The sequence below is a fragment of the Methylomonas sp. Uni0011 genome (genome assembly GCF_056850255.1).
The window spans coordinates 20,788-47,062 of record NZ_JBVVNO010000010.1; the positions used below are offsets into that span (position 1 = coordinate 20,788).

A 26,275-nucleotide genomic window follows, 5' to 3' on the forward strand; every position below is an offset into this window, starting at 1 on the left:
GGCAACCATGATGTCCGCCTTTCCCGGGCGGTATCCGGCGGATGTTAGCAACAACACGGTGCGCGGCTATACTCAATTTCCGGAGGACGCATGAATGATGCCGATTTTTAACCAGCCATGGCCGCTTCAGGCGTGAGCGAAGTAATTCGTTACCGCTACCGGCTGCCTAGTCGTATCGCCGTGTCGCTTTTGTTTGCGGCGCTTGCGCCGACCTGCGGCTTGGCCTATCTCGCCGTAAGCGCGCCGTTGTCCCAGTATGCCAGTCTGATAGGCCTGCTGGCTGTTGCCAGCGGTATATGCGCCGTTTTGCTGGGTTGGATCGTTGCCAGAGCGTCGTTTAAACCGCATTACATCGAATTACGGGAGGAAGAAGCCTTGTTGCCTAAGGCATCTTTGACGTTGCCGATTATCTGTATGCCCTATTCGGCAATCGAACAGGTCAAGCGGCTTAAGGTGTCCGGCCATACCGTGGCCGTGGTGGTTTCGGCTTTCGGCGAAGCTCGGGTCAATTCCGGTTGGTTCGCGGCACCGGGGGAATTTGTCGAATTTCTCGAGCAGGTCGAGCGGCGGCGCCTGCAACACGCCAAGACCAAGTTGCCGGCCTTCGAGTCGTTACTCGCTGCGATTCGTGAGCGCAGTCAGGAGGATCCGCTGGCGGGTGCCAAAATCGCTGCGCAAGAGGTCTTCCATCGCTTGACTGCGGCGATGCAGAACGATAAGGGCGTACATGCCGAATCGCTGTTGTGCGCGCTGGGGGCTTTGGCCGGTTACGCTTGCCAGGCCAGCGTCAGGCAGCGCAATTTGGCGGAAGGTTTGGCTGCCGAGGCCGGTTTCGTTGTGATTGAAGGTACCGATGGCAACCGCTATTTTTACGGCGACGCTTTAAACTCGCCGTTGGCGGAGTCGCAGTATTCGGTGTGGGGTTTGGCGGCAGCGGCGGCGCAAAAATCCGGCTGCCAAGCGTTGCTGGATGTTGGCGAATTATTCCGCCACAGCGCAAATACTTTGGGCAGTGCCGAATTCGGCGTGTTGCGTCTGCCGTTACGGCAATCTCCGGCCGATAAGCCGTTGAATTACTTAAAGGCCTTGTGGCCTAACCTGCTGCCGACGGTACAGTTGCTGTGTCCGGCTGCGGCACATTGGCCGATTCTGTTCGGTTTGGCGATACAGGATGCGATTCATGGCGGAAAAACCGTGATCGACCCGTGCATTGCGCTTAAAATTGTCATGGAAAGCGCTATCGCGATGTCGAAGGTAGACCTCGGCGGCTGATCGTTACGGTCTTCTGTCTTAGCGGCGGCCTTTCGCATTTTTCTGTTCTGACTTTTTGAATCAATGACCGCACCGCAACGTATCGACCCGTCCAAAATTCGCAGTTTCATCCGCCGCCAGGGCCGCGCCACTGCCGGCCAAAAATTCGCACTGGAGCACCATTGGCAGAAATACTGTCTGGCGCCGGAGCAGATGTTCGATCCAGTGTCAGCCTTTGGTCGGCAGGCGCCGCTGATCGTCGAGATCGGTTTCGGTAACGGCGACAGTCTGGCGGCGATGGCGGCAGCCAATCCGCATTTGAATTATTTGGGGATTGAAGTGCATAGGCCGGGCGTCGGCCACTTGATGATGTTGCTGGAGCAGCGCGGCATCGACAATGTCAGAATCTACCATCACGATGCGATCGAAATCCTGGAACAAAAAGTCGCCGACCACAGTTTGGCCGGCGTACATTTGTTTTTTCCCGACCCTTGGCAAAAACGCCGACACCACAAGCGCCGTATCGTCCGCCCTGGTTTTGTCGAATTGCTGAATAAAAAATTGGCGGTCGGCGGTTATTTTCACGCGGCGACCGATTGGGAGCATTACGCCAAGGATATGCTGGCGATTTTGGCCGCAGGCGCGGGATTGAAGAATAGCAGTCCGAGCGGGGATTTTTGTCCGCGGCCGGATTACCGGCCGTTGACCAAATTCGAGAATCGCGGTTTAGGCTTGGGCCACGGCGTTTGGGATTTGATTTTCACCAAGCTTTAACGCGTCGCGGCTGGATTAGGCCTGGGTTTGTGCGACAAGCCAAAGCACCTGTTCCGGGCCAAACGGCCAGTGCAGTTCCAGGCCGCGGCCGGGGTGTGCCAAGACCGGAATCTTAATCCCGTAGCGCTGCAGCAAGGCTTGGTCGTCGATGATGTCCTGCGTCTCGAAGCTCAAGCCGGCCAGTCTGACTATTTCTTCGGCTTCTTCGCATAAGTGGCAGCCGTCGGTGCCGTACAAAATAAAATCCGCCATCAATCTTGGCCTGATCAGTGGTTCAAGTGTGCCGCTAGCCAGCGTTCCGCCACTTCCAGCTTGATGCCTTTGCGCCGCGCATAATCTTCCAACTGGTCGCGGTCGATCTTGCCGACGTTGAAGTACTGCGATTCCGGATGTGAGAAGTACCAGCCACTGACCGCCGCCGCCGGATACATTGCAAAACTTTCGGTCAACGTGATCGTCGTATGCTCGGTGGCGTTCAGCAGTTCGAATAACTTGGCTTTTTCGGTGTGGTCCGGGCAGGCCGGATAGCCGGGGGCCGGGCGGATGCCGCGGTAGGCTTCTTCGATCAGCGCTGCGTTGTCGTAATTTTCATCCTCGGCATAGCCCCAGTAGTCCTTGCGTACCGCCAAATGCATATACTCGGCAAAGGCTTCGGCCAGGCGGTCGGCCAGGGCCTTGAGCATGATGGCGCTGTAATCGTCGTGGTCTTGTTCGAATTCGGCCAGTTTGGCTTCGATGCCGATGCCGGCGGTGACGGCAAACCCCCCGATGTAGTCGGCGATGCCGCTTTCAACCGGTGCGACGAAGTCGGATAAACAATAGTTTGGTCGGCCCGGCGCCTTGACGTTCTGCTGCCGCAAATGGTGTAGCACTTCGAGCTGCTCGCTACGGCTGTCGTCGGTGTAAACGATGATGTCGTCGCCCTCGCTGTTGGCCGGGAAAAAGCCGATCACGGCTTTGGCGGTCACCCAGTTTTCGTTGACGATGTGTTGCAGCATGTCCTGCGCGTCTTGGAATAATTTGTTGGCTTCCTGGCCGACGACCGCGTCATGCAGAATCGCCGGGTAGCTGCCGGACAATTCCCAGGTCAGGAAGAACGGCGTCCAGTCGATGTATTGTGCCAGTGTCGCCAGAGGGAAATGGTCGAAAATCCGGGTGCCGAGGAACTTCGGTTTCACCGGTTGGTGCCCGGCATGGTCGAAACGGTTACGCCGCGCGGCTTCGAGTGGATGCTGCGGATTCTTGGCCTGGCGGCCTTTATGGCGTTCACGGACCTGGGCGTATTCGTCGCGGGTTTTGGCGACGAAGTCGGCTTTTAAATCCTGGCTGAGCAGCGAACTGACTACGCCGACCGCACGCGAGGCGTCGGTGACATAAACAGTTGGATGCTCGTAGTTGGGTTCGATCTTGACCGCGGTGTGGGCGCGCGATGTGGTGGCACCGCCGATCAACAACGGAATTTGGAAGCCCTGGCGCTGCATTTCCTTGGCGACATGGACCATTTCGTCCAACGACGGCGTGATCAAACCGCTCAGGCCGATCACGTCGACCTTTTCCTCGCGGGCTGTTTTCAAGATGTTTTCCGCCGGCACCATCACGCCCATATCTATTACTTCGTAGTTGTTGCATTGCAATACCACGGTGACGATGTTTTTGCCGATGTCATGCACGTCGCCTTTGACGGTGGCCATCAGCACCTTGCCGTTGGTTTCGCGGGCGGCGCCGTCCTTGTCGGCGTCCATGAACGGCATCAGATAGGCGACAGCTTTCTTCATGACCCGCGCCGACTTCACGACTTGCGGCAGAAACATCTTGCCTTCGCCGAACAGGTCGCCGACCACGTTCATACCGTCCATCAACGGGCCTTCGATGACGTGCAACGGCTTTTCCGCTTCCAGGCGGGCGGCTTCGGTATCTTCCTCGATAAAGTCGGCGATGCCTTTGACCAAAGCGTGTTCCAGGCGTTTAGTAACTGGCCATTCGCGCCATTCCAGGGTTTCCTGCTTGGCCGCCTGGCCGCTACCGCGATATTTTTCGGCGATGTCCAGCAGTCTTTCGGTGCCGTCCGGGGTGCGGTTCAGAATCACGTCCTCGACTGCGTTGCGCAACTCTTCCGGAATGTCGGCGTAAATCGCCAGTTGGCCGGCGTTGACGATGCCCATGTCCATGCCGGCATGCACCGCGTGGTACAGAAATACCGCGTGGATCGCTTCCCGCACCGGATTGTTGCCGCGGAACGAGAACGAGACGTTGGATACGCCGCCGGAAATCAAGGCATGCGGCAGGTTTTGCTTGATGGCGCGGGTGGCTTCGATGAAATCGACGCCGTAATTGTTGTGTTCCTCGATGCCGGTGGCGACCGCGAAAATATTCGGGTCGAAGATGATGTCTTCCGGCGGAAAGCCGACCTGCTCGGTCAAAATCTTGTAGGCGCGGCTGCAGATTTCGATCTTGCGCGCCATCGTGTCGGCCTGACCGACTTCGTCGAAGGCCATCACGATCACCGCCGCGCCGTAGCGGCGTACCAGTTTGGCTTGCTCGATGAATTTGGCCTCGCCTTCCTTGATTGAAATGGAGTTGACGATACCCTTGCCTTGGATGCATTTCAGGCCGGCTTCCAGAATATCCCATTTGGAAGAATCCAGCATCACCGGCACTTTGGCGATGTCCGGCTCGGCCGCCAGCAAATTCAGAAAGCGCACCATCGCCGCCTTCGAATCGAGCATGCCTTCGTCCATGTTGATGTCGATGATCTGCGCGCCGTTTTCCACCTGTTGGCGCGCCACTTCCAGGGCATCCTCGTAGCGCTCTTCGACGATCATCTTCTTGAACACCGCCGAACCGGTAACGTTGGTCCGCTCGCCCACGTTGACGAACAAGGTTTCCGAGCCGATGCTCATCGCTTCCAGGCCAGCCAGATGGCAGCGTTTTTCCAGTTCTGGAATTTGTCGCGGCGGAGATTTGCTCAGTTCGGCGACGATGGCGCGGATCGTGTCGGGCGAGGTGCCGCAGCAACCGCCGATGATGTTCAGATAACCGTTGGCGGCCCAGTCGGCCAGTTCGGCAGCCATCATTTCCGGGGTTTCGTCATATTCGCCGAACTCGTTGGGCAGGCCGGCGTTGGGGTGGGCCGAGACGTAGGTGTCAGCGATGTTGGATAATTCTTCGATGTACTGGCGCAGCTCCTGGGCGCCGAGCGCGCAATTGAAGCCGATTGAAATCGGCTTGACGTGTTTCAGCGAAGTCCAGAATGCGGCGGCGGTCTGGCCGGACAGAGTGCGGCCGGAGGCGTCGGTAATGGTGCCGGAAATCATCACCGGCAATTGGTAACCGATTTGGTCGAATACCGATTCGACGGCGAATATCGCCGCCTTGGCATTCAGGGTGTCGAATACGGTTTCGATCAGAATAATATCCGCGCCGCCGTCGATCAAGCCACGGGTGGCTTCGCTGTAAGCGTCAACCAAGTCGTCGAAGGTGATGTTTCTAAAACCCGGGTCGTTGACGTCAGGGGACATCGACGAAGTGCGGTTGGTCGGGCCCAGCACGCCGGCGACGAAACGCGGTTTGTCCGGTGTCAGCGCGGTTGCCGCATCGGCGGCTTGTCTAGCGACTCGAGCCGAGGCGACGTTGATTTCGTAGGCCAGATCTTCCATCCGGTAATCGGCCATCGCCACCTTGGTGGAGTTGAAGGTGTTGGTTTCCAGAATGTCGGTGCCGGCATCCAGATAGGCCTTGTGTATGGCGCGGATGACGTCGGGTTGGGTGATCGACAACAAGTCGTTGTTGCCTTTCAGATCGACCGGCCAGTCGGCAAAGCGCTCGCCGCGATAGTCCTTCTCCTCCAGCTTGTAGCTCTGTATCATGGTGCCCATGGCGCCATCCAGAAATAAAATTCGCTGTGACAGAAGCTGGTGTAAACGTTCGGAGCTATTCATGCGGGCAGTTGATCGAAGAGTGATATTGGAACGGCGGCTGATCGGAAATTTTGGCAAATCACGATTTGAGGGAAACCATGTCTAAACCCAGTCTGTTGCACGTCGTAAAAAGCGTGATAGCCGCCGCGATTGGCGTACAAAGCAACAAGAACAGAGAGATCGATTTTCAGCATGGCTCGCTGCCGGCCTACGTGATCGTCGGCTTGATTGCGACGGTACTGTTTATTTTGGCGATAGTCAGTATCGTGTCGGCCGTCGTTGGCGGTTGAATGATTGCCGCGGCCAGCCCAAGTTGCCTTGGACTGGCCCAATCGGAACGGCTTAGCTGCCGGACGAGGTTTTAAAGCTGTCTTTGATGCTGATGAACATCTCTTTGACGCCGCTGAACAGGTTTGCCGGAGTCAAAGCTTCTTTCAAAATCACCAAGGTGCGGACGACTGCGACGACGAGGAAGCCCGCTATCGATGGAAACAATTCGCACAAGCTGTTGACGAAGAAACCGCCAGCGTTTTCCTGGGTTCTTCTGTCGCTGACGCTGGCCAAGTCGCGGTCATAAGTGTCGCCAATGTCTTTGCCGCCCAGGGCATCGATGATCTCGATGCAGAAAATTTGGGCGACAAATTCCACTGCGAAAAATGCTGCAGCGCATGCGGCCACCCACATCAAAACATTGGATTTTTTAGCCTTCATCATGCTCTGGTAAACCCAGATAGCGGTCAAAACCATTACAATGCCACCGATCATATTTATTCCCCTTGTACTTTTTTATTGTTCTAAAAATTCAGGTTGAAATGGCATACTACCATATTCGGTCCGGATAGCAATTGTGCCGCTATCTTTATCGAACAGCCACGAATTGCTTGACTTTGAGGGTGGCTAAAGTAACATATGAACTTCGACCGCCAACGAAATGGCACATTTTATAACAACTAACTTTAAGGTAGGAGGCACCCATGGGAGCGATCTTAGATTTAACAGAAATGCTGAAAGAACCATCTGGCATGATCGGCGCGGTAGTAATCATCGCTGCTGGCTATTTCTTCGTAAAATGGGTTTTCGCTGAACCTAAAGACGAAGAATAAGCAACGTTTCCTGCTCGCGCTTACAAAGCTTTTCTGGAAAAAGCGGCTACGGACAGATCCCGTAGCCGCTTTTTTTTCGCCCTCTGAGCCGGCTTTTCGGCAAAATCCCTTATAATCGGTAGTCTTTTGGCCTGCCGATCCATCATGTACAAATCGTTAGTTCTAAAAATCAATAGGCTTTATTCGGAAAGGGTTCCGGCAACCGGCATCGGCTTGTTTCGGCTGCTGTTTGGTTTGGTAACGTTGCAGGAAGTGTTGTTTCTGCTGTATTTCAACCATCTGATTTTCGATCCGATTCCGTTCCTGGATGTCGAATTTCCGATGATTCCGTTCTTTCTCTGGCTGTGGGCAGTAGTGGCCATATGTCTGGCCGCGGGTTACCGTTGCCAACTTAGCAGTATTGCTAACTATCTGTTCTGGCTGGTTTTCGTCAATTTCACCCCGATGCAACGCGATTTTGATGGCGGCTTCGATTTGTTCATGACCGGTGCCAATTTCTGTTTGATCTTCATGCCGCTGGACCGGGCATTCGCCATCGACGGATTACGCCGCAAATTGCGTAATCCGTTCGTTCAGTATTCCGCCTACGGACCGGAAACCGTCTCGGCCTTGACATACCATTTACCTGTCATCGTCTGCCTCGGCTTTCTATATTTCGATTCGGCGATTCACAAAATGTTCGCCGAGCATTGGCGCAACGGCCTTGGTGCCTGGCTACCGTCTTCCATGCCTTACTACATATCGGCGCTCGATATGTCCTGGCTGCTGAACATCGAGATCCTGCAACAGACCATCGGTTACACCATCATCGTTTTCCAGTTCAGTTTCTTGTTTTTGTACTTCCGCCGGAATTTCAGGTGGTTGTACTTTCTGCTGGGATTGTCGCTGCATTTGGGCATCGCCCTCTCGTTGAATATCTATCCGTTCGGTATGGGCATGTTGATTTTCTATGCACTCATGATGCCGTTTGGATGGTACCGTTTTATCGGAGCGCGGCTTTGCGCCAAACAGGCGGTTTTGACCGTGTTTTACGACCAGCAATGTCCGCTCTGCAATCGCACGGTGTTGACCTTGAGCCATTTCGACATATTGCGCCGTATCGATTTCAAGCCCGCACAAATCCATGCTGCCGAATATCCGGCCTTGTCGCATTTGGGGCAGGAACAACTGATGAAGGATCTTTACGCGGTCGACGGTCTAGGCCGGGTCTATGCAGGTGTCGACACTTATTCGCAAATTCTGGTCGCGATGGGCTACCCGGCGTTGGCAGGCTGGACAATGCGCTTGCCGTTACTCTACGGATGGATTTGTAAGCGCTATCGGGCGATAGCCGACAATCGGCAACGCCTAGTCTGCGACAGCAGTTGCGCTCCGCCGGTTGCCGACGCAGCCGAAAATAGTCTTTACCATCGAATTTTCGAGGCTGAGCATGCGATCTCGGCCAGAAGTTGCGTCCACAAGATCAGTAAAGTGTTGTTGGTATTGATCTTGTTTCAACTCAACAGCAGCATACATTACGGTTTGCTTTACCGCTTGCACGTCGACACCCGGCAAACGCCGGTGACCAGCATGCTGAACAATATGAGCAATGCACTGTTGATGATGTCGCATACCTTTCTCGGCATCACGCCGCATGCTTTGTATCTGCACGACCATTTCGAAGGCTACGACCATATTTTGGCGATTACCTATCTCGACGCGGATGGTATCGAGCACTGGTTGCCGTTCGTCGACCAGCAGGGCCGGCTGTTGGCTCCCAACTGGGGGCGGGTGCATTCGATGTGGGCCAATATCGCCGTTACGCCGAATATCGACGAATTGCGGCTGAAAAAATTCATCATGAAAATCACTGCTTTCTGGGGTATCAAAGGCGGTTTGGACCTAGATAACACCCAGTTCATCATTAAAATGAAGAAAATCAGGGCGCCGTTTACCTGGGAGAAAGATTTAAGAAACAATAATTTATCCGGTAGCTGGCAAACGATAGGCTCGGCACGCTGGGTCGGTAGGGAAATCAAAATCAGCCTGCCTATGGACATCGACGCAATATGAAAAAGGGTGTTGCATGCGCAGATTGGTCATGCTATAAATTTTGCGTGCTTCGTTTAAGTACACTCAAAATTATAAAAACCCATTAAATCTGGAGGATGTTATGAAAAAAGTATTTTCTGTTTTGGCTATGGTTATGGTTATGGTGAGCTTGGCCGGTTGCATGGACGATCCAGACCAAGGCAACCCAAAACCAAAAGGTTACGGCTCTTCAAACCAACAAGGCGGCGGTGTAAAATAATCGTAGCCGTTACAGGATTTCAGACTCCTGATGTAAGGCCCGCATTTGCGGGCCTTATTCGTTTAAGGGCTTGACATTTTTATAATAACCCTGAATTTGCGTATCTGTTTTTAGCCGTGTTATAAAACCTGCCGTGTTCGATTGACGAGCACGTAAAAATTAAAATTTTTTGGAGGAATTATGAAAAAAGTACTGTCTTTATTGGCTATGACACTGATGATTGCCGGCTTGAGCGGATGCATGGACGATCCAGATGCGTCAAAACAAAAAGTTTCCAGCGCTACTTCATCAGTACAGCTGTAAACAAACCTGCTTAACAAAAAGGCCCGTTGAATCCGGGCCTTTTTTGTGTCAAACGGTTACTAAACCTTGGTTTTTTCCGCTTCGATTTCTGCCATGGCCTGAGAAATCCAGGCTTCGGCTTCAGCATTGATATCTTTCGATTTCTTATCGACCGTAGTTATTGGCGGGCCGATTTTTACCTTAATTACGCCGGGATACTTCAAAAAGCTGTTGCGCGGCCAAAATTCGCCGGCGTTGTGCGCCAAAGGGATCACCGGGAAGCCGGATTTCTGAGCCAGCATAGCGCCGCCGGCATTAAATTTTTTGTGCGCGCCTGGCGCGACCCTGGTACCTTCCGGAAACACCACGACGAACAAGCCCTCCTGTAAGCGTTCGATACCTTGATCGATCAACATTTTCAGCGCTTCTTTCTGATTTTGCCGGTCGATGGCGATTGGCTTCAATGTCGCCAAAGCCCAGCCGCCGAACGGAATCTGTAGCAGGGATTTCTTTAAAACAGCGGTTTGCGGCCGAATAAACTGTCTCAGCGCCACCGTCTCCCAGGCCGATTGGTGTTTGCTCAGCACGATCGCCGCCCGGTCTTGCGGGATGTGCTCCAGGCCCTCCACCTCGTAGCTCAGGCCGCAGCACAGCTTTAACATATGAAGCAGGCAGTCTATCCAGATGTCGGCGAATTTGTAGCGCAAATGAAACGGCAGGAAAAACCCGCCCAGGATCGCCACCCCGACGATCAGCGTCGAGATCACGATGTAAATGAATAGCAGGGTAGAGCCCAGATAAACTCTAAAGTCGGCTTTCGGAGACGATGTATGTCGCTGCGTCATAAAGATTGTCGAAAACGGGAACGTCTAGTTGTGGGTTGTCGTTAAGGGTTTGCATGCCTTTACCGGTCTTGACCAACACCGGTTTGGCGCCGGCCGCTTGGGCGGCCTGTATGTCGCGCAACGCATCGCCGACGGCAAAAGTAGCGCTTAAATCGATTTGCTTGTCTTGCGCCAATCGGCGAAACAAGCCGGCTTTGGGTTTGCGGCAATCGCATATGTCGCCGGGGCCGTGCGGGCAGTAATAGATTGCCTCGATTTCGCCGCCGGCAGCACGGGTCAGTTGCAACATTTTGGCGTGGATTGCGTCCAGCGTTGTCAAATCGAACAAGCCTCGGGCAATGCCGGACTGGTTGCTGATCACCGCTACGCGAAAGCCATGGCGGTTCAGCATGGCTATGGCTTCCAGGCTACCCGGTAAGGGCAGCCATTCAGCGGCGGATTTGATGAACTCGTCGGAATCGACGTTGATGGTGCCGTCCCGATCCAGTATCACGTAACGCCCGCTCACGCTTGCAGCTTGGAAATGTCGGCGATTCGCAAGAATTGGTTGGACAATTTGGCCAGCAGCGCCAAGCGGCTGTTACGCAGTGCCGGATCGTCGGTATTGACCATCACGTTATCGAAAAAAGCGTCGACGCTGTCGCGCAGCTGCGCCAGGCGGCTTAGCGCCAGCGCATAATTTTGTTCCGCCAATAACGGCCCGATATCGGCCTCCGACTGTTCGGCGGCGATAAGCAGGTTTTTCTCCGCCGCTTCGACTAATGTCCCGATCTGCTCGGCCGGCGCTTGCTCGGACTTTTTCAGGATATTGCTGATCCGTTTGTTGGCTGCCGCCAAACTTTCCGCTTCAGGCAGGGCGCGGAAATTTTGTACGGCGCGGATGCGTTGCCAAAAATCGAACGGCCGGGTCGGATTAACCGTCAGGACCGCTTCGAATTCGTCGCTGGAAAAGCCCTGGTCCAGGCAATAGCCTTTCAGGCGGTCGAAAATAAAGCCGACCAGTTTCTGCCGGATTTCGGCCTTGTCGAAAGCGTGGTTGAATTGCGCCAGCGCCGCATCCAGCAATTCCGCAACGTCCAAGGCCAAACCGTTTTCGACCAGTATCCGCAAGATACCTATCGCGGCACGGCGTAAGGCATACGGATCCTTGTCGCCGGTCGGAATCAGGCCAACGCTGAAAATACCGGCCAGCGTGTCGATTTTTTCCGCCAACGCCAGCGCAATGCTGATCGGCGCCTGCGGAATTTCGCCGCCGGATTGTTTCGGGAAATACTGTTCTTCCAGCGCGTGGGCCACCGCCAAATCTTCGCCGTCGGCCGCGGCATAATAGCGCCCCATCGTGCCTTGCAGATTGGCGAACTCGCCGACCATATTAGTTATCAGATCGGTTTTCGCCAGTAGGGCTGCGCGCTTGGCCAAGCCCGCGTCGGCGCCGAGTTGTTCGGCAATCAGGCCGGCCAGATTGGCGACACGTTCGGTTTTGTCGAACAAGGTGCCCAGGTCTTTCTGGAATACGATGGTTTTCAGGCTTTCCACCCGTTCCGCCAGCGACTGTTTTCTGTCCTGTTTCCAGAAAAATTCGGCATCGACCAGACGCGGCAATACCACCCGCTCGTTGCCGGCCCGAATCGAATCCGGACGCGAGCTTTCGATATTGGCGAAGGTAATGAAATGCGGCAGCAAACCGCCTTGCGCATTCTTCACCGGGAAGTATTTCTGGTTGGCCTGCATCGTCGTGATCAATACTTCCTGCGGCAATTCCAGAAAACGGGAATCGAAATTGCCCACCACCGGCACCGGCCATTCGTTCAGCGCAGCAACCTCTTCCAGCAGGTCCGCCTCGATATGGGCGACGCCTCCGACTTTTTCCGCCGCCTGGTTCGCCGCATCGCGAATCACCGTCATCCGTTCCTCGAAATCGGCCAGCACCTTGCCCTGCAGTCTTAAAACCTCCAGATACTCGTGCGGATCGTGAATGCTCAAATCCTGCGGCGCGTGAAAGCGGTGGCCGCGGGTGATCCGGCCGGTAGTGCGGCCGAGGATGTCGGTAACGATGATTTCGCTGCCGAACAATAGCACCGCCCAATGTACCGGTCGGGCGAATTCGGCGTCGAAACTGCCCCAGCGCATGCGCTTGGCGATCGGCAGATTGGCCAAGGCCTTGCGGATGATGTCCGGTAATAATTCGGCGGTGGCCTGACCTTTTACGGCCTGCTTGAAGATCAGCCAGGAGCCTTTGTCGGTCTCCAGTTTTTCCAATTGCTCGAAACTGGCGCCGCAACTGGCCGCGAAGCCCAAGGCCGCCTTGCTGGCCGCGCCGTCCGGCCCGTAAGCCGCTTGCAGGGCCGGGCCGCGTTTCTCGACCACCTTATCGGCCTGAAAGGTTTGCAGATCGTCGATCAAGACTGATAACCGACGCGGAGTGGCATAGGCGCGGGCCAAGTCGTAACTCAACCCGGCATCCTGCAGACCGGCCAGGATGTTGTCCAGCAAGGCCTGGCTCAGGCGTTTCAGAGACTTCGGCGGTAATTCCTCGCAGCCCAATTCGAATAGAAAATGATTGGTCGCAGTCATGATTACGCTCCTTGTCTGGCCAGAATCGGAAAGCCCAGCGCTTCCCGGCGGTTGTAATAAGCTTCGGCGACCGATTTGGCCATATTGCGGACCCTGAGGATATAGCGTTGGCGCTCGGTCACGGAAATGGCGTGGCGGGCGTCGAGCAGGTTAAACGAGTGCGAGGCTTTCAACACCATTTCATAGGCCGGCAGCGGCAGATTTTTTTCCAACAACATCAGGCATTCGCGTTCGTAGGTGTCGAAGCAGTTGAACAGGAAATCGACGTTGGCCAGGTCGAAGTTGAACTCCGACATTTCCACCTCGTTCTGGTGAAATACGTCGCCGTAAGTGACTATGCCTTGCGGGCCCTGAGTCCAGACCAGATCGAATACGGACTCGACGCCTTGCAGATACATCGCGATCCGTTCCAGACCATAAGTAATCTCGCCGGTCACCGGCCGGCATTCCAAACCGCCGACTTGTTGGAAATAGGTAAATTGCGTCACTTCCATACCGTTCAACCACACTTCCCAGCCCAAGCCCCAGGCGCCCAGGGTCGGCGACTCCCAGTTGTCCTCGACGAAGCGGATGTCGTGTTCCAACAGATCCAGCCCCAAATGGCGCAACGATCCCAGGTACAGTTCCTGGATATTGTCCGGTGACGGCTTCATGATCACCTGGAATTGGTAGTAATGCTGCAAGCGGTTCGGGTTTTCGCCGTAGCGGCCGTCGGTCGGCCGGCGCGAAGGCTGCACGTATGCCGAGTTCCAAGGCTCCGGGCCGATCGCGCGCAAAAACGTCGCCGGATGGAAGGTGCCGGCGCCCACTTCCTGGTCCAAAGGCTGCAACAACACACACCCCTGATTCGACCAGTATTCCTGCAGAGTCAGAATCAGGCCCTGAAAAGTTGAGACATCGTTTTTGCTAGTCGACACGTTGAGAGCCACTCGTTTGGTAAAAATGCCCCGATTATATCCGAAATCGCTACGCAGGGCGGAAGGGCGCCGGGGCGTCGCTACCCGGCAAAGCTTGCTGGCGACGGGCTGGCCGCCGCAAAATCCGGCGTGAATTCGGCTGCGGTTAGACTAGTCGACAACTCGGTTAAAACCGCCGGTTTTGGATTAGAATGCCCGGCCATGGCCCGCAATCGCCCTTGTAACTTCCCAACCCTTGCCCAGCGATGAATAAAATTACCGAGCGCCTTCGCCAATACTGGCTTCTCGCCCGCTTCGACAAACCCATAGGCATTTTCATTTTGCTGTGGCCCACCTTATGGGCGTTATGGATTGCCGGCAACGGCAGGCCGGATTCCTTGGTGTTGACGGTATTCGTTGCCGGTGTAGTGCTGATGCGCGCGGCCGGCTGCGTCATCAACGATTATGCCGACCGCGATTTCGACCCGCATGTCGACCGCTGCAAGCAACGGCCGATCGCCGCCGGCCGCGTCACGCCCAAAGAAGCCTTGCTGGTATTTGCAGCACTGTGCCTGACCGCGTTCGGCCTGGTGTTATTGATGAACTGGTACACGATAGCGCTGTCCTTCGTCGGCGCTTTTCTGGCGGCCAGCTATCCGTTCATGAAACGCTATACCCATTTGCCGCAAGCCTATCTGGGCGCGGCATTCGGTTTTGCGGTACCGATGGCGTTTGCCGCCCAAACCAACAGCATCCCGTTGGTGGGCTGGGTTTTATATCTGGCGGTTTTGCTGTGGGCGCTGGTGTACGACACGATGTATGCGATGGTTGATATCGACGACGACTTGAAAATCGGCGTTAAATCCACGGCGATTTTGTTCGGCAGCCGGGTGCGGGAAATCACCGGCGGTCTGCAAGTCGTCATACTGGGCTTGTTAGTCTGGATCGGCACGCGACAGCAATTGGCCTGGCCCTATTACGCCGGTTTATTGGCCGCGACCGGTTTTGCGGTTTACCAGCAAACGCTGATCTTCCATTTCGACAAACCCAATTGTTTCAAAGCGTTTTTGAACAACAACTGGTTTGGTCTGGCCGTATTTGCCGGGCTGGTACTGGCATACCTGTAACCGGACAGACTGGGTTGACGCCGGATTTTTTGCGTTACCGGCGGTCCTCCCATGCGGATGCGTTTGCCAGACGGCGGTGATGCCTTTATTACCGCAACTGAATTTCGGCAAGCCGCGGCTGTTGGCCGCGGACTTGGCGAGGTAGAACCCGTAGCGCGGCTATTTGGATGCGGGATGTTCGCTGGTTTCAAGGCATATGGTGGGCTCGCGTTGACAATCAATCGATTGATTGATATTTTCTAAATCAATCGATTGATTTCTTGCTTGGATATTCGGCGGCATGACTAAAACCACCCCCTGCGACACCGATACTCATGATTCCCGCAGCAGACTGGTTAGCGCTGCACTGCGCTTGTTTGCCGAAAAAGGTTACGAAGGCGCCTCCACCCGCGAGATCTGCGAGGCGGCAGGCGTCAACATTTCCGCGATCCGCTATTACTTCGGCGACAAAGCCGGCTTGTACCGCGCCGCGTTCACCGAGCCGATGGGTGAATCCCCGTGCGGTGCGAACATAGCCGAATATGCCGATTTGCCGTTGCCCGAAGTGTTTTACCGCTTCTTCAGCGAATTTCTGGAGCCCCTCAAAAAAGGCGAAGAGCTCGGGCTGGTGATGAAGCTGCATTTTCGGGAGATGATCGAGCCGACCGGGGCTTGGCAGCAAGAGATCGATGCGGAGATCAAGCCGCAACACGATGGCTTGGTGGCGTTGTTGCAAGCCCATTTTGGCCAGGCTGAAATCGACGACGATTTGCATCGGCTGGCGTTCTCGATCACCGGCATGGCCGTGCATTTTTATGTCGGCCAAGACGTCATCGCCGCGGTTTCGCCGCCGTTGTTGAATACGCCCGACGCAGTCGACATCCTGGCGGAACGTTTGGCCGGCTACGCGACGGCTATGGTTGCCGGTGAGGCGGCACGGCGTCGGCTCCCCGTTGTAGCCCAGGTTTGGCATTCGCATTAAATCAGATCTATTTCACTGGAGGAAAACCATGACCCACGGAAAAATCATTGCATTGGTCGTTGCCTTGCTGTCGATGATCGGGCTCGGTCTGGCGGTTGGCAGCGCTAAGGAATCTTCGCCCGCCGCATTGCCGGCCGCCAACCCGGCGCTTAGCGTCACCACGGTGCAGCCGCAACTGGTGGACATGCCGATTGCCCTGACCGCCAACGGTTCGATCGCGGCGTGGCAGGAAGCGGTGATCGGTGCCGAAATCGGCGACTTGCGGCTCAACGCCGTTAACGTGCAAGTCGGGCAAACCGTGAAGAAAGGCCAGGTGTTGGCAACCTTTGCCGACGAAAGCGTGTTGGCCGACATTGCGCAAAGCCGCGGCATCGTCGCCGAAGCCGAAGCCAATCTGGCGGAAGCGCGAGCCAATGCCGAACGCGCGCGCAAAGTGCTGGAGAAAGGTGCGTTGAGCGCGCAACAGGTCGACCAATACTTGACCAGCGCCAAAACCGCCGAAGCCAAACTGCAATCGGCCAAGGCGCAATTGGAGGTGCAATTACTGCGCTTGAAGTACACCAAGGTTCTGGCCAGCGACGATGGCGTAATCTCGTCGCGTAGCGCGACATTGGGCGCCGTCGCGGCCAAAGGCCAGGAGTTATTCAAACTGATCCGGCAGAACCGGTTGGAATGGCGCGGTGAAGTCACTGCTGCCGAAATGACGCAACTGCGGCCCAGCGTCGCGGTGACGGTCGAAGTGCCAAATGTCGGCAGCATCCGGGGAAGTGTGCGTTTCCTGGCGCCAACCTTGGACGAACAAAGCCGTAACGGCCTGGTTTACGTCGATCTGCCTAACGCGGCGCAAAGCGGTTTGCGGGCCGGCATGTTCGGTCGCGGCGAATTTCATCTCGGTTCCAGCGCCGGCTTGACCGTACCGCAAGACGCGCTATCGCTGCGCGAAGGTTTCAGTTACGTGTTCCGCTTGACCGAGCAGAGCGGCGAGCGGGCCAAGGTCGAGCAGGTCAAAGTTCAATTGGGCCGCCGCGCCGGAGATAAACTGGAAGTGCTGGCAGGCCTGAACCCCAGCGATCGCCTGGTGGCCAGAGGCGCATCCTTCCTGGCCGACGGCGACAGCGTCAGAGTGGTGGCGCCATGAACGTATCGGCTTGGTGCATCCGCAACCCGATCCCGGCGCTGATGCTGTTCGTGCTGCTGTCGTTCGGCGGCGTGCACAGCTTCAAAACCATGAAAATCCAGAACTTTCCGGACCTGGATTTACCCACGGTTACGGTCACGGCAAAGCTGCCCGGAGCCTCGCCGGCGCAACTGGAAACCGAGGTGGCGCGCAAAATCGAAAACGCTATTGCCACCTTGCAGGGTTTGAAGCACATCATGACCAAAGTCCAGGACGGCAGTGCGACCATCACCGCCCAATTTCGCCTGGAAAAGCCGGTGCAGGAGGCGGTGGAGGATGTGCGTTCCGCCGTGACCAAGGTGCGCACCGATTTGCCCAGCGATCTGCGCGATCCTATCGTCAATAAACTCGATCTGGCCGGTTCGCCGATTCTGGCGTTTACCGTGCGCTCCGACCAGCGCGACGACGAAGCCTTGTCCTGGTTCGTCGAAGACACCGTCGCCAAGCGCTTACTGGCTGTAAACGGCGTCGGCGCCGTGACGCGGGTCGGCGGCGTCAGCCGGGAAGTGACGATTGCGCTCGATCCGGTCAAATTGCAGGCTTTGGGTGCGACTGCGGCCGACATTTCCCGCCAGTTGCGCGAAATGCAGCGCGAAAGCGCCGGCGGCCGCACCGATCTGGGCAGCGGCGAGCAGCCGGTGCGCACCTTGGCCAACGTGCTCTCGGTGGATGAGATGCGGCCGCTGCAGTTGTCGCTGCCGGACGGTCGTCATATCCGTCTGGATCAGGTCGCCACGGTCGAAGATTCGGTGGCCGAACGCCGGGCTGCGGCGTTTCTGGACAGCAAGCCCGTGGTTGGTTTCGAAGTCACCCGCAGCCGCGGTGCCGGCGAAGTCGAGGTCGGCGCCGGCGTTAAAAAAGCGTTAGACGAGCTTTTGGCCGCGAATCCGGACATCGAATTCAGCGAGGCCTTCAATTTCGTCGATCCGGTTGCGGAAGAATTTGAAGGCTCAATGGCCATGCTCTACGAAGGCAGTTTGCTGGCGGTGCTGGTGGTCTGGCTGTTTCTGCGCGACTGGCGGGCTACCTTCATCTCTGCGGTAGCCTTGCCCTTGTCGGTGGTGCCTGCCTTCATCGGTATGGACCTGTTCGGGTTTTCGTTGAACGTGATCACCTTGCTGGCCTTGTCGCTGGTGATAGGCATCCTGGTCGACGACGCCATCGTTGAAGTGGAAAACATCGTCCGCCATCTGCGGATGGGCAAGACGCCGTACCAGGCAGCAATGGAAGCCGCCGACGAAATCGGTCTGGCCGTGGTCGCCACCACCTTTGCCCTGGTCGCGGTGTTTTTGCCGACCGCGTTCATGAGCGGCGTTGCCGGCCGCTTTTTCAAACAATTCGGTTGGACGGCGGCGTTGGCGGTGATGGCCTCGCTGGTGGTGGCGCGGATGTTGACGCCGATGATGTCAGCCTATCTGTTGAAAGGCACCGGCCACCAGGAAATAGCCGAAGGACCTTTGATGCGCTGGTACATGCGTGCCGCCGTCTGGTGCCTGAAGCACCGCCTGCTGACGATCAGCGGTGCGGCGGCGTTTTTCGTCGGCTCGCTGATGCTGATTCCCTTATTGCCGACCGGTTTCATTCCAGCCGACGATAATCCGCAAACCCAGGTGTTCGTCGAATTGCCGCCGGGGGCCAGCTTGAACCAGACCCAAGCCTTGGCGGAAGCCGCCCGGCTTCTGGTGGCCGACATTCAATACGTGAAGACGGTCTATACCACGATAGGCGCCGGCTCGGCCGGTAGCGATCCGATGGCCGGCGATCAGGGTGCCGGCGAAGTGCGTAAAGCCACGTTGACCATTACCTTGGCCAGCCGCCGCGACCGACCGGTCCGAAAACAGGTTATCGAACAACAGATTCGGCAAGCCTTGGAAAAATTACCCGGGGTGCGTACCAAAGTCGGTTTGGGGGCGTCCGGCGAGAAATACGTGCTGGTGTTAAGCGGCGACGATCCGCAAGCCTTGTATAGCGCAGCCCGCGCCGTCGAGCGCGATCTGCGGACGATTCCGGGCCTGGGCAGCATTGCCTCCAGCGCTGCTCTGGTCCGGCCGGAAATTGCCGTAAGGCCGGATTTCGCCCGCGCCGCCGACCTGGGCGTCACTACCGCCGCATTGGCCGAAACGTTGCGCATCGCCACGGTCGGCGATTACGACTGGTCGCTGTCCAAGCTGAATCTGGCCCAGCGCCAAGTGCCGATGGTGGTGAAGCTGGCCGCCGAAGGTCGCCGCGATCTGGCGGTGCTGGAACGGCTGGGGGTGCCGTCGGCAAAAAGCGGTAGCGGTACAGTCTTGGTCGGCCAAGTGGCGAAACTGGAACTGTCTAGCGGCCCGGCCGTGATCGACCGCTACGACCGTTCGCGCAACGTCAATTTCGAGATCGAACTGTCCGGCCAGCCGCTCGGCGAAGTCACCGCCGCGGTCGCCAATCTGCCCAGCATCCGCAATCTGCCGGCCGGCGTCAAACGCATCAGCATCGGCGACGCCGAGATGATGGAAGAGCTGTTTTCCAGTTTCGGTTTGGCGATGCTGACCGGCTTGCTCTGCATCCTGGTGGTGCTGATTCTGCTGTTCAAGGACTTTATCCAGCCGATTACGATCCTGGCCGCGCTGCCGTTATCGTTCGGCGGCGGTTTCGTCGCCTTGCTGTTGACCGGTAAGGCCTTCTCGATGCCCTCGTTGATCGGTTTGGTGATGCTGATGGGCATCGCCACCAAAAACTCGATTCTGCTGGTCGAATATGCCATTGTCGCCCGCCGCGATAATGGCATGAGTCGCGCCGATGCGTTGCTGGATGCCTGCCGCAAACGGGCGCGGCCGATTGTGATGACCACCATCGCGATGGGCGCCGGGATGTTGCCGATCGCACTCGGTACCGGCGATGCCGATGCCTCGTTCCGCAGCCCGATGGCAATTGCGGTGATCGGCGGCCTGATCACCTCGACCTTGCTTAGTTTGTTGGTGATTCCGGTGGCGTTTACATATCTGGACGACGGTAAGCAATGCGCGCTGCTACTGTGGCGGCGTTGTTTCGGCGGCAATACCGCCGGTGCCCAGGCGCCGGTTCCGGATTGACCGTCCAGCGGGGCCGGCCGTTTCGGTCCCGCGACTCCAAATGGTGCATGGCGGGTTAGCACGGCGGGCAAACGGTCCAAACCGGTGCGGTGCCGGACGCTGACCAGCGGTATTTTCGAGTCGACAAGGCTGGCGAGAAATTTGCTGCACACAAAGCCAGTCTCCACTTTCGACGAGTACCCCATGCCCGCTTCGTTGCTTTCCGCCGTTCTCGGCAACTATCGGCTTCACCATCAATTCCTGATCCTGTCCGGCCTGATCGCACTGCCGGCAATGCTTAGTGCGGCCGTGGTCGCCAACGGCTACCCCGGCCTGTCGCCGGAGCTGTGGCTGGCGGCGACTGCCGGCCAATTGCCCTGGATGATCGCGCTGTACGCACTCTACGCCGGATTGCGTAACGGGCTGCAAAGTCTGCTTGCTGCACAGCGCCAACTTGCGAACGGCGATTTCGACGTGCGCTTGCAGGTCGTCGGCCGCGACGAGTTGGCTGAACTGGGCGTTGGCTTTAACGATACGGTACGCGAACTGGGCCGGCGGATGAACAAGGTGCAGGCTTCGATCCAGGAAGTGACCTACGCCGCCGACCAGTTGCACCAAGGCTCCGGCCAGGTTGCCGACCAACTCGACCTGCAGCGGAAGAGCACGACGATGATGGCGGCGGCCATCGAGCAAATGTCGGCCAGCATCCTGGGCGTGGCCGGCCAATGCCGGGAAACCGAAAAGATTTCCTCGACCACGCAGCAACTGTCGCTGCAAGGCCAGCATTCGATCGATAGTTTTATTGCCGATATCAAGCAACTGTTCCTGGAAATAGAGGAGCTGGCCGGTTTGATGCGCAACCTGGAACAGCATTCCCAGCAGGTCTCGCAAATCTCGGAGATGATCAAGGCCATTTCCGAACAGACCAATCTACTGGCGCTGAACGCGGCGATCGAAGCGGCGCGGGCCGGCGAATACGGCCGCGGTTTCGCCGTCGTGGCTGACGAAGTGCGGACGCTGGCGCAACGGGTCAGGCTGTCGGCCGAGGAGATCACCGGTACCACCCAAGCGGTGCGCGAACAAATCGATCGCGCCGTGCGTTCGATCGACGCCACGCAGCAACGCACCGAGCAGGGTATAGACAAGGCTTACAGCGTGGAGCGCGTGCTGGCCGGGATCAAGGAATATGCCGACAGCACCTTGGACAACGTATCGATGATCGCCACCAGCACCGAACAGCAAAGCCAGGTCAGTCTGGAGATCGGCCGCAACGTGGAAAGCATCGCCCAGCATGTCGAAGAAAACAGCAAAGCCGCCCAGGAATCGGCGGCGATCGCCCGCCACCTGTCGAAACTGGCGCAAGTCGCAGCCCATTAATCCGCACCGCAGATATTCCGATGGCCGATACCCTAATCTTGTTATGCGCGGTGGCCGGCTCGACCGGCTCGGTGTTTGCCGCGATCTGGCACTGCCGCAACCGAAGCCGACTCGCCCACTTGGCCGGCCAACAAACCAGCATCGCCATCAACCGCCAACTAAAGCAATTGCTCGGCAAAATACAACAGCACCGCGGTATGGTCAGCGGCTATCTGAACGGCGATGCCAGTTTCAAATATAAAATTTCGGCATTGCAGGCCGAAATCGACCGCGAAGCCGAACAAATCGCCGCTAGCTTGCAAGCTTTGCCGGCCCATCGCGCCGGATTCGAGTCGATTCAATCCCGCTGGCGCGCATTGAGCCCGACCGTACTGCACGGCACCCGCGAGCAAAGCTTCGACAATCACTGCCAATTGATCTCGGCCGTACTGGATTTGATACGCGACATCGCCGAACGCAGCCAATTGCACTGCGATAGCGCCTGCCCGTTCGGATTTGTCGAGATTGTTTGGCATTTGTTGCCGGACACTGCCGAAGCGATCGGCCAAACCCGGGCGATCGGTACCGGCATTGCCGCCGCCGGCCGCAGTCTCAGCACCGAACGCATCAAACTGGGCTACTTGCTGACCCGCATCCGCAATGCCGCAGAGCGCCTCGAGTCGGGTATCGCCCGAACGCCGTCGGCGATGGCGGGGGCTGAATTTCGGCGCAGCTTCGGCGAGGTGCAGCAGCACATCGGTAGTTTGGTCGGCGATATCGAGCAGCAATTGCTGGCGACCGAACGCCCCGAAATCGACCCGGCCGGCTTTTTCGCCAACGCCACGCAGACACTGAACGGCGTATTCGATCTGTACGACCGGGCCGAAGCGGTCGCCAACCGGGAGTTGCAAACGCTGTTGGCCGGCGCCACCCGGCTGGGCCGCCAATCGCTGGCGGCGCTGCTACTGGGGTTGGCTATCGCCGCCGCCGGCATCGTGCCGCTGGCGCTGTAAGCCGGCGCCGGGCCGGAACGGCTTGTGTAACGGCGGGGTAAGCCGTTACAGTGGCGCACTTTTGCCGCCCGACCTGCGCCACGGCCGCGGCGGCTACCGGACCCGTTCGCGAATTTAGATGCCCAACGCCAAATCCATACCGCAAGCCAAAGCCGATTTTCTGATCGGCAATCTGCGGCCGCTCGCCGTCGATCCGTTTCGGACTTTGTCCGCCTGGTGGCGCGACTACGGCGATGCGGTCGGTTTTCGAGTACTAACCCGGCAATTCTATATGTTCAGCCATCCGCAGATGGCGGAACAGGCCTTGGTCCGTCAGGCCGGCAAGTTCGTCAAAATGTACGACCCGCAAAAACCCAAAGGCCTGGAGTTGGTGCTCGGCCAGGGCTTGGTCACCAGTCGCGGCGAATTGTGGCGCAATCAGCGGCGTTTGATGCAGCCGGTGTTTCAGCGCGGCAACCTGAGCGCGTTGCAGCCGCAAATCGTCGCCGCCGGCCGCGAAATGCTGCTGCGCTGGCAAGGCTTGGGCGATGGGGTCCAGGTCAATCTGTGCGACGAAATGATGCGACTGACGCTGGAAGTCATCACCCAAACCATGTTCGGCACCAGCGTGCTGGATCGGATCGAGGCTATCGCTCCGGCGCTGGACACGGCATTGCGCCACGCCGCCGCGTCGCTGCTGAATCCTTTATCCTTGCCGCCATCGGTGCCGACGCCGCGTAACCGCGCTTTCAACCGGGCCATGGCGACGTTGGACGGCGTGGTTTACGGCATCATCGAACAGCGCCGCGCCCATCCGGCGCCCGTCGGCCAGGATTTGCTGGGCATGTTGTTGCAGGCGCGCGACGAGGATAGCGGGGCCGGCATGAGCGACCGCCAACTGCGCGACGAAGTGTTGACCATTTTCAGCGCCGGCCACGAGACCACCTCGAATTTACTGAGTTGGACCTTGTACTTGTTGGCCAGGCATCCGGAAGCGCTCGGCCGTTTGCGGCGGGAGTTGCAGGCTTTGCCGGCCGAGGAAGATTGGCAGTTTGCTGACCTGCAAAACCTGGAATACTGCAAGGCGGTCCTGCACGAATCGCTGCGGCTGCGGCCGCCGGTCGGCATCATCATGCGTAAGGTCGCACAAGATGTCGAATTCGAAGGTTATCGGCTCGCCGCCGGGAGCTTGGCGTTGTTCAATATTTTCAACCTGCACCACCATCCGCAATTCTGGGACGACCCGGAGCGCTTCGATCCGGAGCGCTTTCTCGGCAACCGCAGCCACCGCTTTGCCTTCATGCCGTTCGGCGCCGGCGAACGGATTTGTATCGGCAACCATTTCGCCTTGCTGGAGAGCCAGTTGCTGCTGAGTCTGATCGTGCGCCATTACGATATCGAATTACTCGATCCGGGCGAGGCGGAGATCGAATTAATGGTGAGCCTGCGGCCGAAAGGCGGGTTGCCGGCGAGCTTGCACCGGCTCGCATAAGCCCAGGCAAAAGGCCGGAATCAGGTTGCGGAGAGTCTTGCGCTCGGTTGGATTCCAACCCCGCCGCGGAGATACCGATCAGCTTGAGCTGCCATCATCTCCACTTTGCTCGCGCTCCTTGCTGATCAGCCAATCCAGCACCAGGGCGTAACTGGTCGCCAGCAGGGTCGGGCCGATGAATACGCCAATGAAGCCGAAGGCCAGCAGGCCGCCGAAGATGCCGAATACGATCAAGACGAACGGCAATTCGACTTCGCGGCTGATCAGGACCGGCCGCAACCAATTGTCTATCGTGCCGACGAACAACAGGAACCACAGGGCGATAAAAATCGCCCGGCCGGTTTCGCCTTCCACCAGCAGCCATAACGCAACCGGCAGCCAGACCACGGTGCCGGCGGCCGGAAGCAGCATCAAAAAGAAAGCGACGACGCCCAGCACGAAGGCGTAGGGTACGTCGGCAAGCACGAAGCCGAGCATCGACGCCAAGGCTTGAACCAGCGCGGTGCCGATAATGCCGTATACCACGGCACGCAAGCTGGAGCGGACGATGTGCAGAATGCGTTGGCTGCGTTCGCCGGCCAGGCGCCGAACCGCAATCACCACGTGTTCGGCGACCCGTTCACCGTCGCGATAGAAAAAAAACAACACCAGAATACTCAGGCCCATATGCATCAACTGGCCGCCGAGCTTGATGCCTTGCTGCAAAATCCAGGTGCCGGCACCGAGGGCGTAGGGACGGGCCAGATTCACCAGCCGGCTGGTGTCTTCGCCTATATTTTGCCAAGCCGATTTGGCCCTGTCGCCGAGCCACGGCAGGCGTTCCAGCCATTCCGGGGCTGCCGGCCAGGTGTGCACGCTTTGGTTGAGCCATTGCAACAAGCGGTTGATGTCTTCGGTAAAGCTGAATCCGGCGGTAACGAACGGCGTCAACAGCAGGATACCGATCGGCAGCACCATGGTGGCCGCGGCGCGATTGGCGCTGAAATGCCATTCCCGCAAGCGGGAATAGAGCGGCCAGGTGACGAAACATAAGATGGCGGCCCACAGCAAATCGAACACAAACGGCTGCAGCACCTGGTAACAGGCAAACAACAGCAGGCCCAGTGCGGCCAGACTGGCGGCTTTTTCGTAACGCGTGTTTTGCATGCTCATTGGCGGCCTGCACCGGTTTAACAATACTGGTCCGGAGTTTACGGCATTATCGCGCCAGCCGGTATTACCGGTTGCGGCTTAATCAGCGCTTGCTTGGCCGGCGAAGCATTCACTAGAATGCGGCAGCGACATTTTGGAGACCCTTGCCGTGAGCGAACCCCGTGAATTCATTCCGATCAATATCGCGGTATTGACCGTATCCGACACCCGCAGCGAAGCGGACGATACTTCCGGTCGCGTGCTAGTCGATGGCCTGCTCGCTGCCGGGCATTCCCTGGCGGATAAAAAAATCGTGCGCGACGATATTTATCAAATTCGCGCCGCCGTCAGCCAATGGATCGCCGATCCCAACGTCAATGCAATCATCACCACCGGCGGAACCGGCGTAACCGGGCGCGACGGTACTCCGGAAGCGGTGTTGCCGTTGCTGGACAAGGTGCTGGACGGCTTCGGCGAGGTGTTTCGGATGTTGTCCTACCAGGACATCAAGAGTTCGACGATGCAGTCGCGGGCGCTGGCCGGCGTCGCCAATGCCACATATATATTCTGCGTGCCGGGTTCTTCCGGTGCTTGCCGCACTGCCTGGGAGGCGCTGATCAAAGACCAACTGGATTACCGCACACGACCTTGTAATCTGGTGCAATTGATGCCGCGTTTGCTGGAGAAATGATGCGCCGGACTTTTTTATTCTTGGCTGCTGTGGGTGGCTTTAGCGGAGTGGCGTTGGGTGCGTTCGGCGCCCACGGTTTGAAACATCTGCTGAGCGATTACCAATTGGATATCTATAAAACCGCGGTAAATTACCAGATGTGGCACAGCTTGGCGCTGGGGTTGGTGGCGCTATTGACCGAGCGGGCGGCGCTGCGTTGGGCGGGAAGGCTGTTCGCGCTCGGCATCCTGCTGTTTTCGGGCAGTCTATACTTGCTGGCGATATTCGATATCAAATGGCTGGGTATGGTTACGCCGCTGGGCGGCCTGGCGTTTTTGGCGGCATGGGGCCTGCTGGCCTACGTCGCGCTTCGAGAATAAGCAGGAG

The 26,275-nt window shown here is 57.5% G+C and carries 24 protein-coding genes; 16 read left to right on the forward strand and 8 right to left on the reverse strand.

Annotated features, from left to right (window positions below; translation table 11 throughout):
• Window positions 1-132: 132 nt before the first annotated feature.
• On the forward strand, window positions 133-1,272 hold the full coding sequence (locus AC0IM9_RS12755) for a hypothetical protein (protein WP_140914338.1): 1,140 nt from the start codon (window positions 133-135) through the stop codon (window positions 1,270-1,272).
• 63 nt (window positions 1,273-1,335) lie between these two features.
• Window positions 1,336-2,025, forward strand: coding sequence for a tRNA (guanosine(46)-N7)-methyltransferase TrmB (gene trmB, locus AC0IM9_RS12760; RefSeq protein WP_482804256.1), 690 nt, complete (start codon window positions 1,336-1,338; stop codon window positions 2,023-2,025).
• A 15-nt stretch (window positions 2,026-2,040) separates the two neighbouring features.
• Here trmB and AC0IM9_RS12765 read toward each other — a convergent pair whose 3' ends face one another.
• Both AC0IM9_RS12765 and metH read right to left on the reverse strand, forming a co-directional pair.
• Entirely contained in the window at window positions 2,041-2,277 is a 237-nt protein-coding gene (locus AC0IM9_RS12765) for a glutaredoxin family protein (protein WP_482804257.1), read from the reverse strand.
• A gap of 14 nt (window positions 2,278-2,291) precedes the next feature.
• Window positions 2,292-5,963, reverse strand: a complete 3,672-nt coding sequence (metH, locus tag AC0IM9_RS12770) for a methionine synthase (protein ID WP_482804258.1) — start codon at window positions 5,961-5,963, stop codon at window positions 2,292-2,294.
• Between the two features lie 77 nt (window positions 5,964-6,040).
• Here metH and AC0IM9_RS12775 point away from each other — a divergent pair, with 77 nt between their 5' ends.
• Window positions 6,041-6,232 carry a DUF2970 domain-containing protein gene (locus tag AC0IM9_RS12775; RefSeq protein ID WP_140913902.1) on the forward strand — a complete coding sequence of 64 codons (192 nt, stop codon included), beginning with the start codon at window positions 6,041-6,043 and terminating at the stop codon, window positions 6,230-6,232.
• 52 nt (window positions 6,233-6,284) lie between these two features.
• Here AC0IM9_RS12775 and AC0IM9_RS12780 read toward each other — a convergent pair whose 3' ends face one another.
• Window positions 6,285-6,707 (reverse strand): hypothetical protein, encoded by a 423-nt coding sequence (locus AC0IM9_RS12780; protein ID WP_445371938.1) that lies wholly within the window; start codon window positions 6,705-6,707, stop codon window positions 6,285-6,287.
• A 209-nt stretch (window positions 6,708-6,916) separates the two neighbouring features.
• Between AC0IM9_RS12780 and AC0IM9_RS12785 the strand changes: the two genes are divergently transcribed.
• From AC0IM9_RS12785 to AC0IM9_RS12800, 4 genes are all read left to right on the forward strand, one after another.
• Window positions 6,917-7,045: a hypothetical protein gene (locus AC0IM9_RS12785; protein ID WP_255189959.1), complete on the forward strand. Its 129-nt coding sequence runs from the start codon at window positions 6,917-6,919 to the stop codon at window positions 7,043-7,045.
• 144 nt (window positions 7,046-7,189) lie between these two features.
• Window positions 7,190-9,097: a DCC1-like thiol-disulfide oxidoreductase family protein gene (locus AC0IM9_RS12790; protein ID WP_482804259.1), complete on the forward strand. Its 1,908-nt coding sequence runs from the start codon at window positions 7,190-7,192 to the stop codon at window positions 9,095-9,097.
• 100 nt (window positions 9,098-9,197) lie between these two features.
• Window positions 9,198-9,335 (forward strand): hypothetical protein, encoded by a 138-nt coding sequence (locus tag AC0IM9_RS12795; protein WP_445371936.1) that lies wholly within the window; start codon window positions 9,198-9,200, stop codon window positions 9,333-9,335.
• 180 nt (window positions 9,336-9,515) lie between these two features.
• The gene (locus AC0IM9_RS12800; RefSeq protein WP_260839399.1) at window positions 9,516-9,638 is read left to right on the forward strand and encodes a hypothetical protein; all 123 of its coding nucleotides are present in this window, start codon (window positions 9,516-9,518) and stop codon (window positions 9,636-9,638) included.
• A gap of 59 nt (window positions 9,639-9,697) precedes the next feature.
• Here the strand turns inward: AC0IM9_RS12800 and AC0IM9_RS12805 are convergent, their stop codons facing one another.
• From AC0IM9_RS12805 to glyQ, 4 genes are read right to left on the reverse strand one after another with little or no spacing between them, the layout of a single operon-like run.
• Complete coding sequence (locus AC0IM9_RS12805; RefSeq protein WP_140913905.1) at window positions 9,698-10,462, reverse strand: lysophospholipid acyltransferase family protein; 765 nt, start codon at window positions 10,460-10,462, stop codon at window positions 9,698-9,700.
• Window positions 10,422-10,970 (reverse strand): D-glycero-beta-D-manno-heptose 1,7-bisphosphate 7-phosphatase, encoded by a 549-nt coding sequence (gene gmhB, locus AC0IM9_RS12810; protein WP_445371935.1) that lies wholly within the window; start codon window positions 10,968-10,970, stop codon window positions 10,422-10,424. Before gmhB ends, AC0IM9_RS12805 begins: the two co-directional genes overlap by 41 nt.
• A complete protein-coding gene (gene glyS, locus AC0IM9_RS12815) occupies window positions 10,967-13,036 on the reverse strand; it encodes a glycine--tRNA ligase subunit beta (RefSeq protein ID WP_482804260.1) in 2,070 nt (689 codons plus the stop codon). The genes gmhB and glyS overlap by 4 nt, the downstream gene beginning before the upstream one ends.
• A 2-nt stretch (window positions 13,037-13,038) precedes the next feature.
• The gene (glyQ, locus tag AC0IM9_RS12820) at window positions 13,039-13,953 is read right to left on the reverse strand and encodes a glycine--tRNA ligase subunit alpha (protein WP_445371933.1); all 915 of its coding nucleotides are present in this window, start codon (window positions 13,951-13,953) and stop codon (window positions 13,039-13,041) included.
• Window positions 13,954-14,198: 245 nt separating this feature from the next.
• Between glyQ and ubiA the strand changes: the two genes are divergently transcribed.
• The 7 genes from ubiA to AC0IM9_RS12855 all read left to right on the forward strand — a co-directional run bounded on the left by ubiA (window position 14,199) and on the right by AC0IM9_RS12855 (window position 24,087).
• Window positions 14,199-15,059 carry a 4-hydroxybenzoate octaprenyltransferase gene (gene ubiA / locus AC0IM9_RS12825; protein ID WP_482804261.1) on the forward strand — a complete coding sequence of 287 codons (861 nt, stop codon included), beginning with the start codon at window positions 14,199-14,201 and terminating at the stop codon, window positions 15,057-15,059.
• A 280-nt stretch (window positions 15,060-15,339) separates the two neighbouring features.
• Window positions 15,340-16,020: a CerR family C-terminal domain-containing protein gene (locus AC0IM9_RS12830; protein ID WP_482804262.1), complete on the forward strand. Its 681-nt coding sequence runs from the start codon at window positions 15,340-15,342 to the stop codon at window positions 16,018-16,020.
• A 28-nt stretch (window positions 16,021-16,048) separates the two neighbouring features.
• Window positions 16,049-17,158, forward strand: coding sequence for an efflux RND transporter periplasmic adaptor subunit (locus tag AC0IM9_RS12835; RefSeq protein WP_482804263.1), 1,110 nt, complete (start codon window positions 16,049-16,051; stop codon window positions 17,156-17,158).
• Window positions 17,155-20,268, forward strand: coding sequence for an efflux RND transporter permease subunit (locus AC0IM9_RS12840; protein WP_482804264.1), 3,114 nt, complete (start codon window positions 17,155-17,157; stop codon window positions 20,266-20,268). Before AC0IM9_RS12835 ends, AC0IM9_RS12840 begins: the two co-directional genes overlap by 4 nt.
• Window positions 20,269-20,451: 183 nt before the next feature.
• Window positions 20,452-21,624, forward strand: a complete 1,173-nt coding sequence (locus tag AC0IM9_RS12845) for a methyl-accepting chemotaxis protein (RefSeq protein WP_482804265.1) — start codon at window positions 20,452-20,454, stop codon at window positions 21,622-21,624.
• Window positions 21,625-21,644: 20 nt separating this feature from the next.
• The gene (locus tag AC0IM9_RS12850) at window positions 21,645-22,616 is read left to right on the forward strand and encodes a hypothetical protein (RefSeq protein WP_482804266.1); all 972 of its coding nucleotides are present in this window, start codon (window positions 21,645-21,647) and stop codon (window positions 22,614-22,616) included.
• 118 nt (window positions 22,617-22,734) lie between these two features.
• Window positions 22,735-24,087: a cytochrome P450 gene (locus AC0IM9_RS12855; protein WP_482804267.1), complete on the forward strand. Its 1,353-nt coding sequence runs from the start codon at window positions 22,735-22,737 to the stop codon at window positions 24,085-24,087.
• 78 nt (window positions 24,088-24,165) lie between these two features.
• Here AC0IM9_RS12855 and AC0IM9_RS12860 read toward each other — a convergent pair whose 3' ends face one another.
• Complete coding sequence (locus AC0IM9_RS12860) at window positions 24,166-25,239, reverse strand: AI-2E family transporter (RefSeq protein ID WP_278210138.1); 1,074 nt, start codon at window positions 25,237-25,239, stop codon at window positions 24,166-24,168.
• Window positions 25,240-25,387: 148 nt separating this feature from the next.
• Here AC0IM9_RS12860 and moaB point away from each other — a divergent pair, with 148 nt between their 5' ends.
• Window positions 25,388-25,909 (forward strand): molybdenum cofactor biosynthesis protein B, encoded by a 522-nt coding sequence (moaB, locus tag AC0IM9_RS12865; RefSeq protein ID WP_445371924.1) that lies wholly within the window; start codon window positions 25,388-25,390, stop codon window positions 25,907-25,909.
• Window positions 25,906-26,268 (forward strand): DUF423 domain-containing protein, encoded by a 363-nt coding sequence (locus tag AC0IM9_RS12870; RefSeq protein ID WP_482804268.1) that lies wholly within the window; start codon window positions 25,906-25,908, stop codon window positions 26,266-26,268. The genes moaB and AC0IM9_RS12870 overlap by 4 nt, the downstream gene beginning before the upstream one ends.
• The last annotated feature ends 7 nt before the right edge of the window (window positions 26,269-26,275 follow it).

Coding starts and splice junctions, on each gene's coding strand:
- AC0IM9_RS12785 (WP_255189959.1), top strand. CDS start 6,917: ATGGGAGCGATCTTAGATTTAACAGAAATGCTGAAAGAACCATCTGGC.
- AC0IM9_RS12870 (WP_482804268.1), top strand. CDS start 25,906: ATGATGCGCCGGACTTTTTTATTCTTGGCTGCTGTGGGTGGCTTTAGC.
- AC0IM9_RS12790 (WP_482804259.1), top strand. CDS start 7,190: ATGTACAAATCGTTAGTTCTAAAAATCAATAGGCTTTATTCGGAAAGG.
- AC0IM9_RS12800 (WP_260839399.1), top strand. CDS start 9,516: ATGAAAAAAGTACTGTCTTTATTGGCTATGACACTGATGATTGCCGGC.
- AC0IM9_RS12845 (WP_482804265.1), top strand. CDS start 20,452: ATGCCCGCTTCGTTGCTTTCCGCCGTTCTCGGCAACTATCGGCTTCAC.
- AC0IM9_RS12805 (WP_140913905.1), bottom strand. CDS start 10,462: ATGACGCAGCGACATACATCGTCTCCGAAAGCCGACTTTAGAGTTTAT.
- AC0IM9_RS12765 (WP_482804257.1), bottom strand. CDS start 2,277: ATGGCGGATTTTATTTTGTACGGCACCGACGGCTGCCACTTATGCGAA.
- AC0IM9_RS12850 (WP_482804266.1), top strand. CDS start 21,645: ATGGCCGATACCCTAATCTTGTTATGCGCGGTGGCCGGCTCGACCGGC.
- AC0IM9_RS12855 (WP_482804267.1), top strand. CDS start 22,735: ATGCCCAACGCCAAATCCATACCGCAAGCCAAAGCCGATTTTCTGATC.
- AC0IM9_RS12830 (WP_482804262.1), top strand. CDS start 15,340: ATGACTAAAACCACCCCCTGCGACACCGATACTCATGATTCCCGCAGC.
- AC0IM9_RS12835 (WP_482804263.1), top strand. CDS start 16,049: ATGACCCACGGAAAAATCATTGCATTGGTCGTTGCCTTGCTGTCGATG.
- trmB (WP_482804256.1), top strand. CDS start 1,336: ATGACCGCACCGCAACGTATCGACCCGTCCAAAATTCGCAGTTTCATC.
- AC0IM9_RS12780 (WP_445371938.1), bottom strand. CDS start 6,707: ATGATCGGTGGCATTGTAATGGTTTTGACCGCTATCTGGGTTTACCAG.
- metH (WP_482804258.1), bottom strand. CDS start 5,963: ATGAATAGCTCCGAACGTTTACACCAGCTTCTGTCACAGCGAATTTTA.
- glyS (WP_482804260.1), bottom strand. CDS start 13,036: ATGACTGCGACCAATCATTTTCTATTCGAATTGGGCTGCGAGGAATTA.
- AC0IM9_RS12795 (WP_445371936.1), top strand. CDS start 9,198: ATGAAAAAAGTATTTTCTGTTTTGGCTATGGTTATGGTTATGGTGAGC.
- AC0IM9_RS12860 (WP_278210138.1), bottom strand. CDS start 25,239: ATGAGCATGCAAAACACGCGTTACGAAAAAGCCGCCAGTCTGGCCGCA.
- AC0IM9_RS12840 (WP_482804264.1), top strand. CDS start 17,155: ATGAACGTATCGGCTTGGTGCATCCGCAACCCGATCCCGGCGCTGATG.
- ubiA (WP_482804261.1), top strand. CDS start 14,199: ATGAATAAAATTACCGAGCGCCTTCGCCAATACTGGCTTCTCGCCCGC.
- AC0IM9_RS12775 (WP_140913902.1), top strand. CDS start 6,041: ATGTCTAAACCCAGTCTGTTGCACGTCGTAAAAAGCGTGATAGCCGCC.